Source organism: Rhodococcus sp. 06-221-2, from assembly GCF_002258365.1.
Taxonomy (GTDB): domain Bacteria; phylum Actinomycetota; class Actinomycetes; order Mycobacteriales; family Mycobacteriaceae; genus Rhodococcoides; species Rhodococcoides fascians.
Genome location: NZ_NOYJ01000024.1, coordinates 122,844 through 138,882 on the forward strand (window position 1 = coordinate 122,844; position 16,039 = coordinate 138,882).

At 57.5% G+C, this 16,039-nt stretch carries 6 protein-coding genes; 3 read left to right on the forward strand and 3 right to left on the reverse strand.

What is annotated here, in order from left to right:
- Positions 1 to 71: 71 nt before the first annotated feature.
- Positions 72 to 3,242: a sacsin N-terminal ATP-binding-like domain-containing protein gene (locus CH281_RS12130; protein WP_094694306.1), complete on the reverse strand. Its 3,171-nt coding sequence runs from the start codon at positions 3,240 to 3,242 to the stop codon at positions 72 to 74.
- The gene (locus CH281_RS12135; RefSeq protein ID WP_094694308.1) at positions 3,235 to 6,348 is read right to left on the reverse strand and encodes a DEAD/DEAH box helicase; all 3,114 of its coding nucleotides are present in this window, start codon (positions 6,346 to 6,348) and stop codon (positions 3,235 to 3,237) included. Before CH281_RS12135 ends, CH281_RS12130 begins: the two co-directional genes overlap by 8 nt.
- A 266-nt stretch (positions 6,349 to 6,614) precedes the next feature.
- Between CH281_RS12135 and CH281_RS12140 the strand changes: the two genes are divergently transcribed.
- From CH281_RS12140 to drmB, 3 genes are read left to right on the forward strand one after another with little or no spacing between them, the layout of a single operon-like run.
- Positions 6,615 to 9,707 carry an ATP-dependent helicase gene (locus CH281_RS12140; RefSeq protein WP_094694310.1) on the forward strand — a complete coding sequence of 1,031 codons (3,093 nt, stop codon included), beginning with the start codon at positions 6,615 to 6,617 and terminating at the stop codon, positions 9,705 to 9,707.
- 47 nt (positions 9,708 to 9,754) lie between these two features.
- Positions 9,755 to 12,907, forward strand: coding sequence for a helicase-related protein (locus CH281_RS12145; RefSeq protein ID WP_256983489.1), 3,153 nt, complete (start codon positions 9,755 to 9,757; stop codon positions 12,905 to 12,907).
- Positions 12,904 to 14,616, forward strand: a complete 1,713-nt coding sequence (gene drmB, locus CH281_RS12150) for a DrmB family protein (protein ID WP_094694314.1) — start codon at positions 12,904 to 12,906, stop codon at positions 14,614 to 14,616. The genes CH281_RS12145 and drmB overlap by 4 nt, the downstream gene beginning before the upstream one ends.
- 496 nt (positions 14,617 to 15,112) lie before the next feature.
- On the opposite strand, the gene CH281_RS12155 is transcribed toward drmB, so the two are convergent.
- On the reverse strand, positions 15,113 to 16,015 hold the full coding sequence (locus CH281_RS12155; protein ID WP_094694316.1) for a ParA family protein: 903 nt from the start codon (positions 16,013 to 16,015) through the stop codon (positions 15,113 to 15,115).
- Positions 16,016 to 16,039 lie beyond the last annotated feature (24 nt).

Sequence of the window (16,039 nt, forward strand, 5' to 3'; positions counted from 1 at the left end):
CTGCCGCCTTGTAGCCCGCGTCGCGGACCACGATGGATCGGCTATTCGCCGCATAGCTCATGAAAAGAATCTCATTGCGGCAAGCCTGGTTCCACGACGATGGACGCGTCGTGGAAATCAAGGCGCGAGTCACTGTGAAGCAGCTCTTGCATATCCAAAAAATGCTTCTCTGTGTAGGAGATTGTTTGACTCTTGCCGCAGAGGACAACGGTCAGCTCAGGGTTGGCTTGTCCGCCCTCAGCCGCTGCACGCCAGTCTTTGATCTTCGGGGCCAGGTTCGGTGCAAGAACTGAACCGTGTTGTAGCTGACGACAACATGTAGGGCACAGGCATAGAACACCGCCAGGTCGGTGTGTGTGCGGACCGGTCGAGAGCTGGGCGAGATGGAGTGCCTCGAAATAGTTTTCACCGGATCTCGATCGGAAAGTCGCGCCGCAAATCTGGCAGTGGCCGGCGTACTGCTCGTAAAGGAATTGCCGGACAGACTCATCGCGTTCTTGCTGCGGTCTTTTTACCGACACACTGACGCTATGGTCAGCCGGTCCGCTCTGTTTGGCCAACTCGATAGATTCCCGCGTTCGTTCGCGGCGTAGCTCAGGATTACGTACCGCGCCGGCATCGGGCACGATAGCGTCCTCCTCTGACGCGGTCGTGGCGGAGGCACCCGTGTCGTTTGGAGTCGCGAACTTGGCTTCAACCTGCTCGGCGTAGGTCGGGTGATCGCTTTCTTCACGACGGTCTCGAGCATCCGCCAGTTTCTTGAGTTTGTTCTCAAGGTCAGCGACGAACTCGGGGTGTTGTTGCAGATGATGCAGAAGTGAAGCCGAGATACCAAGCTCCTCGCTAGCCTGGGCCAGCAGTGCTGTCTTCATCCCGAGTACCCCAGCCAGATCTACGTCGCTTATGAAACCGGGAGGCAGATCGCTGAGGGCAAGGGTGTCTGGTCGATGAAACAAGCCATCCGTACCGGGTAGCCATGCTTTCGCCCGTAGCGGAGCCATTAGAGAGGCGACCTGCTCGGTACGTGTCGCCCGGCTGAAGTCTTGCCTGCCCGAGCTCTCGACCGTCCCCGACAGTCGCGTCGACCGGGGACTGAGCAACGTGTTCCATACGAACATTGAACGAGTCACCGTCGGCTGTTCCAATACCTCCGGTAGTCCGTCAATTCGTATATCGGGATCAAAGTAGTTCAAGCCGCGCGCATGGTCACCATGACCTGATCGAATAGTAACCACACCGTTCGCATTCACGCGTCGAGTCGTAACACGCACGGAACTCGCGACTCCCAGCTCAACCAGTGTGTCGAACCATGTCCGATACAGTTCGTGTACGAAGGAGAAACCTTCGAGTTCTTGGAAGTATTCTTCGAGTTCGGACGACTTCCAATACGCGCTTTCTGGTGTAAGCATTGTAGTTCCGCCCTCTGCTGACAGACACTTCAACAAAGCCGTTCCGCGCACGAGTTTGATCAGTTCGTTTCGTCTGGTCCCGGTAGTCGACTGTATCGCTTGGAAAATCATTGACCAATGGGAATAGATGTCTGATACGGTCGGCACATAGTCGACTTCGGAGTACAACGGCAGAATGAAACGCCGTACCTCAACAGACGCGTCAGGCTGATGTAGACCGAGGACCTTGAGAAATTGCAGCGAATTGCCGTTGCTAGAGATATCAGGGTGAATCGTCGGAAACTGCGACGTCGAGTCTTCGAACGGAAGGTAAGCGTTGGGTTCGCCTCCGGCCCCGTACGGTGTCACTTGTTCACCGCTTTCCAGTCGAATAAAGGGCTTTGAGCGAAGAATCCCGCCAGCCGGGTTGCTGCCGGTTGGAGCACGAAAGAGATTCGGCGAGCTGAGCAGAAGTAAGTAGAGGCCGTTCAACCATTCTGCTGACCGCGGCCTCAAGAACTCGATGGTTAGAGAACGTGCAACAGTCTCCAGTGTGACTTCCCCCACGCGCAGGTTCTCGCGTAAGTAACGATTTAGGTTCAGTGGTTTGAGAACATCCTGCAGAGGACCGAGCCAGTCGACACGTTCGGAGAGCTGCAGCAGGTCGGTGAGCATGTCAGGGGTGAGCAGCTCCTCCACAGAACTGACTCGCGAAATCCGAATGTTGTCGCTCGTGCTGTGTGACCCCGCTGCTGTCGGCACGAGCGCCTCCGTGTTGAGCACATTTAACACGCCATCGAACAGTGGTCGGAACATCGAGCCATAGGTGAAGAGATCAGATCTGATGGGCATGGTGGACAGTGCAGCCATCGAGAGCAATCCCAGCCCTTTGAGATCGCGTAGTGTCGATTTGGTCAGTTCGGTCGCCGCTTCGATCAAAGAAAGATTCCATTTGTCATCCGTCGGGACGTTGTCTCGTGCGGGGGTCGTGCGGAACGGCCCCTGCAGTAGAAAACCAAGGCCAGTCTCTTTCTGCGTTGCGAAGGTGACGAACAGAGGAGAATTATCAAGCGCAAACGGCGTCATACCGGCTGTCGTGTTGCCATCCTCGTCTGTGTCGGGTCGAACTTGGATTGCAATTTGAATAGGCAATCCTTCTCGTCCCTCGAACGTATGCCTCTTACTGAACACCCACCAATAATTCGACTCCCTATCTGAACCGGCTATGACCGCAGTCTCGATCAGTCGCGGGTATTCTGCGATGACCGTTTTTTCGAGGGCGCGGTGAATATTGGCTGTTCGTATTCGGATCATGGTGACGTTACGTAGAAAGAGTACAGTCGATGAATCTAGTGCTTCCAAAGCGCGCTCAATCTCGTCGTACGCGACATGAGATGGGACGCTTGGCTGATTGAACGGAAAGCACTGCAAGGTTTGCCCGGCGGCCAAGTCGGTCTTAGGTAGGACCTCGACCGGTCTTACATAGTGCTGGATCTCGAAATGCTCATCACCGGAGTAGATCTGAGGCGACATGGTGTAGGCGTAGACCGACTTGAATCCGACGCCAAATTTCCCAATTTTAGTGAGGTCTTGAGCTTTTGTCGACAGGTCTACGCCGCAGATCCCCGCCACGTCTCCATAAGAAAAATCGCGACCGTTGTGTCTGACCTCCAATCGATCGTGATAAAGATCGAAGTCGATTGCGTTTGCATTCGCGTCTTCGGCGTTTTGTAACACTTCGAGGATAAAATGCGTGCGGTCACTGTATAGCTGACCCAAGAACGCCAGGTGTCGTGTTCCTTGGCCGTACTCGCGAATGTTCTCCCGAGTGATTTCTTCGTAATTGCTAACCATTGAGAACCTCCAAAACTCCGAAGCAAAGTCTGGTTGATATGACATCGACGTCACGTCGGCTATTCAAATCTGCCTGGCTTACATTGAAATTCTTCTTGAGCCGAACCAATTGACTGCTGCGCATACGAGAAATGCGCGGTTCTTTGGTGTCCTCGAGCTGAGACTCAAGCAACGCCGACCGAGTTTCGACGTCGGCGGCAAGGCTCGCAAGTCTTCTTTCTATCAATATTGCATTTTGTTCGATGAGTCTCTGACTGTAGGTTCTTCTTTCATTCTCTATCCCGCTGTCGAGTCTTTGCAGCGCCGCGGACAGCGTTTCGTTCGGAGGAAGCTTCGGTCCTGCGTGTTTCGCTTTCCCAATAAGCTTGAACAGCGATTGCTGCACGAGTTGACAGTCTGCATCGGCAAAGAGATCGACGACCCATGACCGAGTTTGCATCTCGCGGCGTACGGCGATGGTCTCCCATGTGTCCACAGCAAAAACGTATTGACCAGCCGGTAATTTTTCGTCGTATAAGACAAGATTGGAAATCGCGGGTTTATCGAAAGTGCTACCGTGGGGTTGCGTGATGGCGGCCCGGACCAGAGGATGCAACGGTGTTACGAAGTCCAGCTGTCGGTCATCTGCCGCAGCACGTTGAGAGAAGGTGCAGGGGTAGTCGCTGGAGACTCCATTGGTCCAATCGGTTAGTGGTTTTGGTGTACGTCCCTGTTGCCGATTCGACTCGAAAATTTGTCCAAGCTTCAGACGATGAGCTTTGGATTCGACCCGGATGACTCTGAGGTCACTGTCAGTTTGATGAGGCTCGATTGTTCCTCGGACATCACTCGTATTCAAGAAGTTGCGAACCAGGTGTTCGATATCGTGCGGCCCGATTAGTTGGTTGTCTTCGGTCAGGGTCTTGGCGTCGGTTCTCGATATTTCCTCGAAGCCGAGCAGGTCTGGTGCCGCATCTTCGAGGATTCTGCTTTCGTTTGCGTGTCGAAGGACGTTGTCCGCGAGCTGCTGAGCACGTTCCGCGGCTTGATCCTGGGACAGGTTCGGGTCATTCGCAATTTTGTCCAATCCGTCGACGGCGGCACCTAGAACGCCCTCCATGTCTCCGATCGAGTTCTTGAACAAGTCAAGCCTCTCCCAGCATCTGAAATATATTCGGTCTTCGACTGTGTTGGGAGTGATGAAATTGTAGATTCTCACTTTCGCGCTTTGTTGCCCGTATCGATCGATTCTGCCTATACGCTGCTCTATACGCATTGGGTTCCACGGAATATCGTAATTCACTAAGCGGTCGCAGAACTGGTAGTCGAGACCTTCGCACCCAACCTCGCTGGAAAGCAAGACGTCCAGCGCATCTCGGTGGGTGGCGTGGAGGCTGAAGCGATGACGGAGGGACTCTCGCTCGAAGTCGGGTACTCGTCCCGTAACAATTCCCACCCGCACGCCTGTTTGGACCAGCTTCTCGTGAAGGTAGTCCAAGGTTCCTAGAAAAAAGGAGAATATGAGTACTTTTCCCGGCCCGCCGTCTTCCTGGGCACCACGAACCACGTCGAGCAAAGTTGCCAGCTTCGGATCGGTCTCAGGAAGTGCGCGCGCGGCGTCGGCGATGTTGCGTAGTTGGTGTTGGGCCGATTCGGGGAGCAGTTCTACTTCGTCGTTCCTGAACTCAGGTGCGTCCGTATAGGAAGTGGTGCTGAGCATTCCCCGTTCGATTAGAGCATCGACAGACCGTGCCAGCGCGGGCAGGCAGCTGGACGCTTGTCTTTCGAGTCCGTCGAGTATCAACGCTACGACACCCGGCGAGTTCCGTTGGCTGAGAATGTCACGCCGTGACTGCAAGAGTCGATCGTAGAACTCTCGTTGCTCGCTGGTGAATTCTGCGCGGACCGTGACGGGTTCACGGATCGTGAAACGGCCGATATCGCGCCGACGTGTTCTGTTCATGACATGGCTGAGAGAATTGAGGTCTTCGACGTCGCGAAGGCACTGTAGCCGGGTCTCATCGGAGGGATTCGAGTCGCTTTGCAGGATTGTCGCTAACCGACTCGTTCGGGGATCAGTGGCTAGGGTTCGCGTGCCCCACTGCGTGCCGGATGCAAGACGAATCGCGTCGAGAGCGTCTGCGGCCCAATCCTCGTTGTGGGATAGCCGACGGAGATGATGGGCAGCTCGCGTCAAGTGCTTGTTGGGTTCCAGCATTTGATCGAATAGTGAGAAGTTGTTGAAAATTTCGGGTCGCAGCAGATTCAGCAACGTGAACAGGTCCCTGGAGCCGAGTTGAATCGGTGTAGCAGACAGTAGGATCAGGGCCTCCGATGCGTCTGACAAATGCTGGGCCATAAGGTGTGAGTTGGTCCCAGCCGTTCTGAGGTGATGAGCCTCGTCGGCTATTACCAAATTGAATATCGGTGGCGGGTCCAACGTCATCAGTCCGGGCCAGCGCCCCCGCTTGTCGCCCATCAAGTACGACTCCGACCGCAGAAGTTCATAGTGGACGATTACGCGGGAGTATTCGACCGGCCACGCACCCTCTGCGTGCACCTCCTGCAGGCAGTACTTCAAAGACGCGGCGTCGAGGATTCGGAAGCCTTCGTCGAACCGCCTCATCTCTTGTCGCCACTTGGTGGTGAGTGACTTGGGGCAGACGATCAATGCGGTGTCCATCGGGCTACGGCTCGTCAATTCCTTCAGAATCAGTCCCGCCTCGATCGTCTTGCCGACACCTACCTCGTCTGCAATGAGTAACCGCGGACGCTCGGCGCGTAGAAGGCGCGTGAGGGGACGAAATTGGAACGGAATGAATTCGATCCTTGCAGCCGCGAGCGAGTAAATTCTGTCGCTGTGAGGGTGTCTGAGCAGCATCGCGGTCAAACGCGCACGTAGGGCGTCCGGACGGAGCAGATCGCCATAATCGTTTGTGGCGGCGTCAGATCCCGTGGGCTTGGGCACGGCACACAGCTGATCGTGGGAGTACGTGGCGATGTTCGCTGCACTGTGAAAAACGCGGTACCTCGGTACGTTGTCGATTTTTGGGAGAACTTCTACCACGGGACCCAAGCGAGTTGGTTCTACACGCAGCTGGACCATGTCGCCGACTTCAAATTGCACCAGGCCTCCATTGGGTCGTTAGCCAGCCAAGTTACACGGGGGCTGACGGGGGAGGAGTAGAACTCATGTATCGGTGCGTGGTGTCTGGCTGAGCGTTCGCTTTGTGGGAGTTCGATTGCGCCTGTCGCTGTAGAGCCGCCGGCCGGTCGGCATCATCGCCAGCTGCATGATGGATCGAACACGCCATCTCAGGACTATCTGGGCGGTGAGTCAGGCGAGCAGATAGGTTTGTTCGGTAGCCGAAGGGATTTCATTTGCGATCTAGCGTGCTGGACGGTGCTGTTGCATCTCTGAAGTCTGTATTGGTACAGGCTCGTGCTTCGGACGAGGCGACGAAACGCGAGGCAGACGATGATCCGTCAACTGTCGAGTTCGCCGCACCGCTGACCGACTCATTCGGCGAATTGGCGTTGTCGGTAACGGCTACGGCTGACGGTCTCCGGATGCACCGCAGCAGCGCGGCAGCCTCCGAGGTTCCACCACCACTGGGTTGGCCGCTCGACGAGCTTATCGACGACTCCGAGTTGGGCAACTGGTCGGCCGACGGACTGCTGGTCGACCTGAGCGAACTGCATACTTACTCTGCGTTCTATCGACGTGAATACAACTTGGAATTGGACGAACGGTTCGCTGCTTATCGGCGGGTGTGGAACGAATGGGCCCGTGTGCAGCAGCGCGTCCAGGAGAGCTCCGCCCTGTACGACGACCTCCGTGAGTTGACGGAAACGGTCTCAGCACGCGGTCAGTCGGTCGAGACCTTGCTCGTTGCTTGGCGCTTGATCATTCCGGGGCAAGGGGTAGACCTCCATATCGCCCTGCGGCCCGTCCGCCTCGAGAAGACGACCGTATCCCGATCGCAAAATGGGGCGGACGAAGACCAGGATATTCCAGGGGCGGTTGCATCCGGGGTTTCCTTGATTGTTCATCCCGCTGAACCGACGGTATTCGAGCTCGGTCCGACGGGTCTCTTCTCGGCCGACAACGTGCCTTTGGCAGTTCGTTCGAGCGTGGCCGAACGGAACGATCTCCCCATAGGTGCTCAGGTGAGGGGTCGTGTGATCGCTGACATTCGGCCGGCCATTGGTGAAGCAATCGATCGGCAGTGGGGGAAAGGTGTCGATTGGTCTCTCACGTTGAGCCCGGCGCTTCTCGTGCGCGGACGCAGGGCCGCTTCGGAACGGGCGGATCTCGAGCAACTCCGGTTGTCGCTCACCGATATTTTGGCACCGTGGCCGGGTGTCGAGCAAAGGGCGATGGCCGAGATTTCGGAAGCCACCAGGGGGGACTGGGCCAGTGCAATAGAGAGAAGGCTTGAAGACTTACTAAGGGCAGGTCAGTCCGCGCCTGACGGTGTGGAAGTGCTGCAAGACCCGCATACGGCTGAGCCTCAAAACTCGACCGCCGATCGACCGAAATTCCGGGATCGGCTACGAGCCCGGACCGAGCCGACTGACCCGCTGACTCGGTTCCGAGACCGTCGACGAGCAGCAGCAGAGTCCTCCTTGGCTGCGGCGACTGATGGTGTCGAAGCTGCGCCGCGCTCGCTAGAGCTTGATTCCGGCCATGGACCGATGGAGCTGGATCTACTTCAGCGCGCAGTGGTTGAGGCTGCCCCAGCGAGTCGTCTCGTGGTGATTGCGGGTGCCGGTCAGGGCAAGACTGAAGTGGTTGCCGCCAGGCTTGGTCTGTTAGCCAGTGAGTTCGACCTTTCGCTGTCAACGGAGGTGTTGGTGCTGAGCTTTTCGCGTGCCGCAGTGTCTGCAGTGCGGAGCCGTCTACAGACCCGTGTCTTGGCCCGCGCTGAAATACGAACTTTCGATTCGTTCGCCAACCGAGTAATTATCGATGCAGGAGAAGAACCGAAGGGAAGCTTCGACAGCCGCATCGACAGGGCCGTGACGCTTCTGCTCGACGGCGATTCGGAACTGCCGATGTTGGACGACATTCAGCACGTGATCTTGGACGAAGTGCAAGATCTTGTGGGTCGGCGGGCAGAGCTCGCACTAGCCCTCATTGGTCGGCTTGGCGACTATGTTGGATTTACCGCACTTGGTGACCCCAACCAGGCACTCTACGACTTTCAATTGTCACCTCAGGAACGGGAGAAGCGGACCGATGTGTTCGGCGAGCTGAGTGGCTTGGACGCTGTCGAGGTACTCGGTTTGCAACGCAACTTCCGCGCACGCGGAAGTGTTCCACTCTCCGTCGTCGCCCTAGGCCCTCGATTGCGCGAAATCAAGGAAGGGGCTACGGCGAGGACGGAGGTCGATTCGTTCATTCAGGGGATAGCCGCGGTTGAATCGTCAGTCTGGCTCGACGCTGTATACGCGGCGGGCTGCAGCACAGCGGTGCTGACGAAGACCAACGGGGACGCACTCCGCGTGTCTCAGCAGCTGACGGCGATCGGGATCCGCCACAGTCTTCGCCGCACCGCGCAGGAGCTCGGTGCAGCCCCCTGGATAGCTGAACTGGCGCATTCACTGCGACGGAATACGAATCGCCGAGAAGACGTGATGGAAGCCTTACACACCACGTCGGTGGCAAACCCGGCCGACGCCTGGAACCTGCTCAAGGAGGCCGAGGGGCGAACACAGTTCCCCAATGATCTGGACCTGTCGCGGGTAAGGAGGGTGATCGGCGGATACGGAATACCTACTGCGTTGCTTGCTGACTCGACGGAAGACGTCGTCGTATCGACAGTTCACCGCGCGAAAGGCCTCGAATTCGACCGGGTGTTTTTGTACGACACAGACTATGAGTCAGACGACGACGACTTTGCCATCGCACGGCGGAACTATGTGGCATTGAGCCGTGCACGTGACGAAATAGTGCGGTGCACTCCGAAAAAATCGAGATCGTGGATGAAGAAGGACTCCGGTCAGACTGGTCGATGGACCGAGCAGGGTTACGGAACACGGGGTAAGACGCGCGTGCGAGCGGTGGAACTTCGCGTCGAGGATGTCGATTCCGACGAGCCGTTCGAGATTGATGGTGATGCGGCGGAAGTGCAAAGACTGTTGGCGAGCGGTTCGCCTGCCGGCAGGACGGTCAGCTTGGAACTCGATGTGGAACTGACCCATCGTGACGCGCCGATCTATTTTGTGAAAGGGCTCGACGGTGTTCCGTTCGCTCGAACCACCGAAAACTTCGGCCGCGAGCTGAGACGCATCTTCACGATCGGTAGCGCGCGTTGGCCGATGGTGCTCAATGGTGGAACTGCAACATCGATCGAGTCGGTGGTCGGCTCGCCTGAGATCAGCGAAGATGCTGGCCTCGGGGAGTCCGGAATTTGGCTCGTGCCACGGCTTGCAGGCCTTCTTCAACCCGACTGGACAACGAAATGGGACGGGAAAAATTGACTACTGGCACAACCGGCCTCGATCAGATGTATAGATTTCGCAGTGAGATGGTGGAGGACCTTCGACGCGATCTTCTCGGGCCTGCCGGCGGTGAGGGCGAAGTGCTGGAAGAGGCCCCGCTCGACCGATATGTGGTGGGTGTGCTTTGGCCCCGCGATGAAGAGTTTCAGGAAGAGCCAGAACCAGACAGTGCGGAGCCCGACACCGTCGACGGTGAGAGCGATTCGCCTGTGGCACAGTCTCTCATGCGCTATCCGTCTTCGATGGGACTGACGTTCACCGTCGACTCAGCGGTCGTGAGTGAGGTCCATTTCGATGTGTCAGCTGCGCGCTACGAACCGTCAGCGGTCTCGGTCGAGCCAGGCGAGCCGTCGCCGCGTCGCCGCGGACGTAGCAAGCCCGCTACATGGACCAGAAAGCGAATCAACTCTGACCGGGTTACGCACTCGCTTGCAACCATGGGAGCAGTGAAGCTGACGGTGGCTCCAGGCCTCGAGCTATACGTTCTCACTCGCAGTCCTCGAGATGGCAAGGTCACGATTTCTGCGATTGCACGCAACGTACAGTCCGCCGAAAAGGGTGAACTCAAAGATTCCAAGGCGTGGTTTCAGGTCGAGCTGCTCGCTTCAACTGACCAGAACGCGATCGTCGATCGAAGTGCGCCGAACCGGCTCGGGGCCGAGGAAGATCTTCGATCCGCCCAACTGGTCTACCGGAACGCGCGCAACTTCGGAATCGGTCATGGATGTGCCGTCACATGGTTCGGGGTCACGGCGTCGGTCACAGATCGAATTGGAACGACCCTTCTCCCCACACAGGAAGTTTCGCGCGCAAGACCCGGGCAGGTCGGTCCCGGCATCGATCTGCGGATGTCTTTTCTTGCGAAGTCCGACGCACCTAGCATCGTCGATAATCTGCGTAAACTTGTTGCTGCATACCGTAAATGGATCTCCGAGTTGGAAGTGTCGTTGGTCGACCGCACATCCGATGTACCCGAAGCGCTTATGCCGACGGCCACTGAACACTTCGAGAACGCGCGCGAAACTGCAGACCGTATCGAGGCGGGAATCAACCTGTTGGAGACGGACCCGGATGTTCTGCGGGCCTTTCGTCTGGCGAATTCCTCGATGCAGGCCCAGCGCGCCCGGCAAGTATGGGTACGTAAGGGCGCTACCGGAGTGGCCGACGATGGCGCCGAGCAGTTCTGGTACCCGTTTCAGGTTGCGTTCATTCTCCTGAATCTTCCGAGTGTCGCGGACCCTGGCCATCCGGAACGTGGTGTCGCGGACCTTTTGTGGTTTCCAACCGGTGGCGGCAAAACCGAAGCGTACCTGGGGCTCGTGGCATTCGTCATTCTCCTGCGCCGAATCCGTGACAGTGCATCGATAGGCGTCGCGGTTATCATGCGTTACACGTTGCGCCTGTTGACTATTCAGCAGTTCGAACGTGCAACGATGCTGATGTGCGCGCTCGAGCGGATAAGAATCGGAGATAGCAGCCTCGGGGCGCGGCCGTTCTCCATCGGCTTGTGGGTCGGGCGTGGGGGTACACCGAACACCCTTGACGACGCGAAGAAGTCGCTCAGGGCACTGAGATCTGGCACCGAAATCACCGAGGCCAATCCCGTGCAACTGACCCAGTGCCCCTGGTGCGGGAAAGCACTGGACGACTCCAAGTACAAGGTGGTTGCCAATCCGGCACCCAAACTGATCATCGCCTGCGGCAACCGTACATGCGATTTTGCATCAGGACTTCCGGTCTATGTGGTCGATCAAGATATTTACGAGTACCGACCGGAGTTGATCTTGGGAACAGTGGACAAGTTTGCCATGATGGCGTGGCGCGCCGACGTGGGCAAACTTTTTGCTCGTGATGGAGTCGGCAGTCCACCCGATCTCATTATCCAGGACGAACTGCACCTGATCTCTGGACCGCTGGGGTCGATGGTCGGCCTGTACGAAACTGCCGTCGATATTGCGTGTTCGACCACCGATGCCGACGGCAATGTTCTGTCGCGTCCGAAAATTATTGCTTCGACTGCCACGATTCGGCGGGCCAAGGATCAGATCAAGCTTGTCTTCGATCGCGAATCACGCCAATTCCCCCCTCCGGGAATCGATCCTGACCAATCGTTCTTCGCCGAGCCGGCCCCCCGCGACGTCGCAGGAACACGCATGTATCTCGGGGTGATGAGCCCCGCAACAAGTCATGCAACGCTGCTGGTCAGGACTTACGGCTCACTGCTTCAGGCCGCTCATGACATCGACGGCACGCCAGAGACTCGCGATCCCTACTGGACATTGATCGGGTATTTCAACAGTTTGCGGGTACTGGGTAGCGCGCTGCTTCAGGTCGAGGGCGACGTCCGCGAACGATTGGGACTTGTCGCTCGACGAAGAGGTACACAGACTCGGCGTCTTCAGTCGGCGGGTGAGTTGACAAGCAGGGTGTCTTCGGCCGACATTCCGAGGCGACTGAAAAGCCTTGAGCGGGACTACGAGTCGGGTGACGCTGACGACGTCGTCCTCGCTACCAACATGATTTCGGTCGGCGTGGACATCGATCGGCTTGGGCTGATGGCAGTAATGGGACAGCCGCAGTCCAGTTCCGAGTACATTCAAGCAACAAGTCGCGTCGGCCGACGGTTTCCTGGCTTGGTGGTTACCATCTTCAACTCGGCGCGATCGCGCGACAGATCGCACTTCGAAAATTTCGTACCGTTTCACCAGGCTTTGTACAGGGCTGTCGAAGCGACGAGTGCGACGCCTTTTGCAGCTCGCGCGCGCGATCGAGGGCTTCACGGGGTTTTTGTCGCGCTGGCACGTCTCATGATCGACTCGATGTCAGGTGAACTCGGCGCTCACAAGGCTCCGAGCCATGAAGCCGAACTCCGGCAACTGATTGCGCTGATCGAAAAACGAGTGGACTCGACGACAGACGGTGAGGAGACAGCGGACACGGTCGAGCAACTCGAAGAGATGCTCAGGGTTTGGATTGCAGAGGCTGGTTCGCGGGATTCGATGAAGTACGCGAACCGGCGAGACTCGTCGGACACACTCCTGGTCGAACCGTCGTCGGCGTTGACTGACGAAGACATCGAATACACGCAGACCGAAACCCCCTGGCCTACGTTGATGAGCTTGCGCGACGTCGACGCGGAAAGTGCTCTCTACTCGATCCGAATGAGGAGCGAACAATGAACGTTGCGAAGGCCCGCCGAACTCAGCTTCTCAGTACGTACGGCGTAGGCAGCTTGTTCCCATCCGACACAACGAGTTACATGATTGCTGGCATCCACGAGTGGAAGCCGCGCGATGCCGACACCATCAGCGAACCGAGACTGGCGCGAAGTCTGGGCGTTTCAGAGCTCAAGGCCCCTCCGGCTGGATCGAAGCGAAAACGCGATGTGCCTGTCATTCGTTTTCCCCTCACGCAGGTGTGCCCGTCGTGCCGCAGGATCGACTCCATCGGACGATTATCCAACGACAAAGAAGTCGCATTGTGTAGCTGTGAGAAGGGGACACAGCTGAGCCCGTTCCGACTGATTGTTGCGTGTGCACGGGGCCACATCGACGAGTTTCCATACTTTCGTTGGTTACATAAGGGGCAAGATGGTGGATCGAACCACGTCATGCATCTACGTGCGCAAGGCCGTACGTCATCCCTCGCTGATCTGGAGTTGACCTGCACCTGCGGCGTGCAGCCTCGAACCCTCGATGGATCGGCAGGTCCGAAAGCGCTCGCGGAATTCGGGACCTGCGCCGGGCGGCGCCCGTGGTTGGGTCCGGACAGCACGCAACCCTGCGAGGAAACCCCTCGTACACTTCAGCGCGGTGCTTCGAACGTTTGGTTGCCGGCTGTCAGGTCAGCGATCTCCATCCCTCCGTACTCCGCCGCGCTCGCCAAGTTCGTCGACCGTCACTGGATTTCCCTGGGTGATCCAGAGGCCGTCACGCCGGCGCTCTTGCGAAATCTGTCTGAGCATTCTCGTCGGTTTTCGGTTCAGCAGATCGAGACCGAGCTCGAGCGACGCCGGGGTGAGGCCCTCGATGATCTGTTGACCGAAGAGGCGCTCCGACGGCAGGAATACGCAGCCTTGATGGAAGGCAGAGAACAAGAAAGTCTCGACGACGATTTTGTCTGTCTGGATAGAGATGTGCCCGTTGACCTCGAGCATCTCATTTCCGACGTCCGTAAAGTGACCCGGCTTCGCGAGGTGCGAGCGCTGTATGGATTCACGCGACTGGATGACGACAACAGCGAAGACAACCTTTGCGCGCTGTCACCGGACAAGACCCACTGGCTTCCAGCGATCGAGGTCATCGGCGAAGGCATCTTCATTGCGTTCCACCGCGACGCACTCGAAGAGTGGGCCAAGGATGAGTTTGCGACCGACAGATGGCACCTACTGCGGCGAGCTGCAGGACCCGGCCTCACACGTCCAGGCGAGCGAAGCCTGACCGGGCTCATACGTGTTGCGATCCACACCTTCGCTCATGTCGTGATCGATCAATTGTCGCTTGCTGCTGGCTATCCGGCAGCGTCGCTTCGCGAACGGTTGTACGTCGATGATGGCGAGATGGCTGGTGTATTGATTTATACCGCGAGTTCTGACTCTGCGGGAAGCCTTGGGGGAGTGGCATCGCAGGCGGAACCTGAGCGCTTGGGGCCGGCCCTGGCCGAAGGGCTGGCAAGACTGTCGTGGTGTTCAGCCGACCCAGTGTGCATCGAATCTCAGGGATCTGGCACCGATGCATTGAACCTTGCCGCATGTCATGCCTGCGTGCTCCTTCCGGAAACCTCGTGCGAGCTTGGAAACCGCTACCTGGACCGCGCATTGTTGTTCGGGACGCCGGAGGGTGGACGAGGAGGCGAAGGCTTGTTCAGTGACGTGCTGACTTCGATTTAGAGCCGTAATCAACGGAAGGCGTTGTCACGCGAGCTAGTTGCCAAGGCTCGTTCAACAATCCGGTCTCGAACTTTGCTGGCCGTTTTCCACTTCATCGCCCTCTTGTCGGGGTCCATTCCGTATTGGTGGATGATGTCTCGAAGCTGTTCGAGTTGTAGCGTGTTCAGTGCGGTGACAAGCCCATCGGGCCCGTCCTTCCGAAGTACGTCGAACGGGTCGATCGAGGCCGGAGTGCGAGCGATCCGGGTCCGGCGACTCGGGCTAGGAGCGGAAGCTGGTGGGGCGGAGCCCCCCGGTGCTTGTACGGTGACGCTTGCTGATGGCGAGTGTAGAGCACGGACTGCAGCCGCGAACTCGGCATTTTGGGACAGTTCTTGCAGTGCAAGACGGGCCATCGTCAATACCACGACAGCGGCAGCTTCGTTTTCCGCCTCGAGGGTGCGCAAAGATTCGTCGAAGGCGGTCTGAGCTTGACGCAGACTGTCGGCCGAATTTGTCATGTGTAGATCTCAACATTCATCATCACGTGGCTGGTTAAGTCCTGCAGTGCGCTCACTGTGGTGCCCCCACCGTATCGCTTGTTCAATGTGCCGAAGTCGAAGTAGTCCGCAGCCGCCGCAATGGCGATTGCGTCTGGAATCCAGAAAGGGATGACGTTCGGCGGTCTTTCAGTGAGCTCGCGCTCATGTGCAGGCATGGCGTCGTAATCGAGGACGGCATCTTGCAGTCTTTGAATGGTATCGCGATGCAGATTCGTACTCTTACGGTACTTGGTGATGATCAAGCCTAGAGGCTTGATATTGTGCTTAGTTTTATGGGAGAACATGCGAACCCGCTTTTGTATCTGCGGAATTCCATACGTAGACAGTACATCTGGGATTGTTGGGATGACATAGGCATCCGCCAACATGAGGCCGTTCCGCGTGACGATACCCATATTGGGTGGGCAATCGATCAGAATGTAGTCGTATTGGTCACGAACCGTGTCGACGGCAGTTTTCAAGACAAGGAAGGGTTCAAGAGAATCCGGCTCATCGTACTGCCATGCAGCCATTTCTTCGGAAATCTCGATCATGTCGAGGGACGACGCGAGCAGATCAATGCCGCCCAAATTTGCCAAGGGCGACACATTGCGCTGTAGCGCACCTTCGATGTCGAACGCGGGTGCCTGGGAATCGAGTGCCTGCTCGAACAGAGCTTTCAGCGTGCGGCCGGATTCATTCAAATCGTGCCAGGTTTTCGAGCCGATCATCATCGTCGTCAGGTTGGTTTGTGGGTCCAGGTCGACCAGCAGTACGCGCTTCCCGAATGCACCCGCCATGAACTCCGCGATAGCCGCGGTCATCGTGGACTTGCCGACCCCGCCTTTGAGGTTGATCGTTGCGATTGCCTTCGCCATTGCGGTGGGTCAGTCCTAACTCGA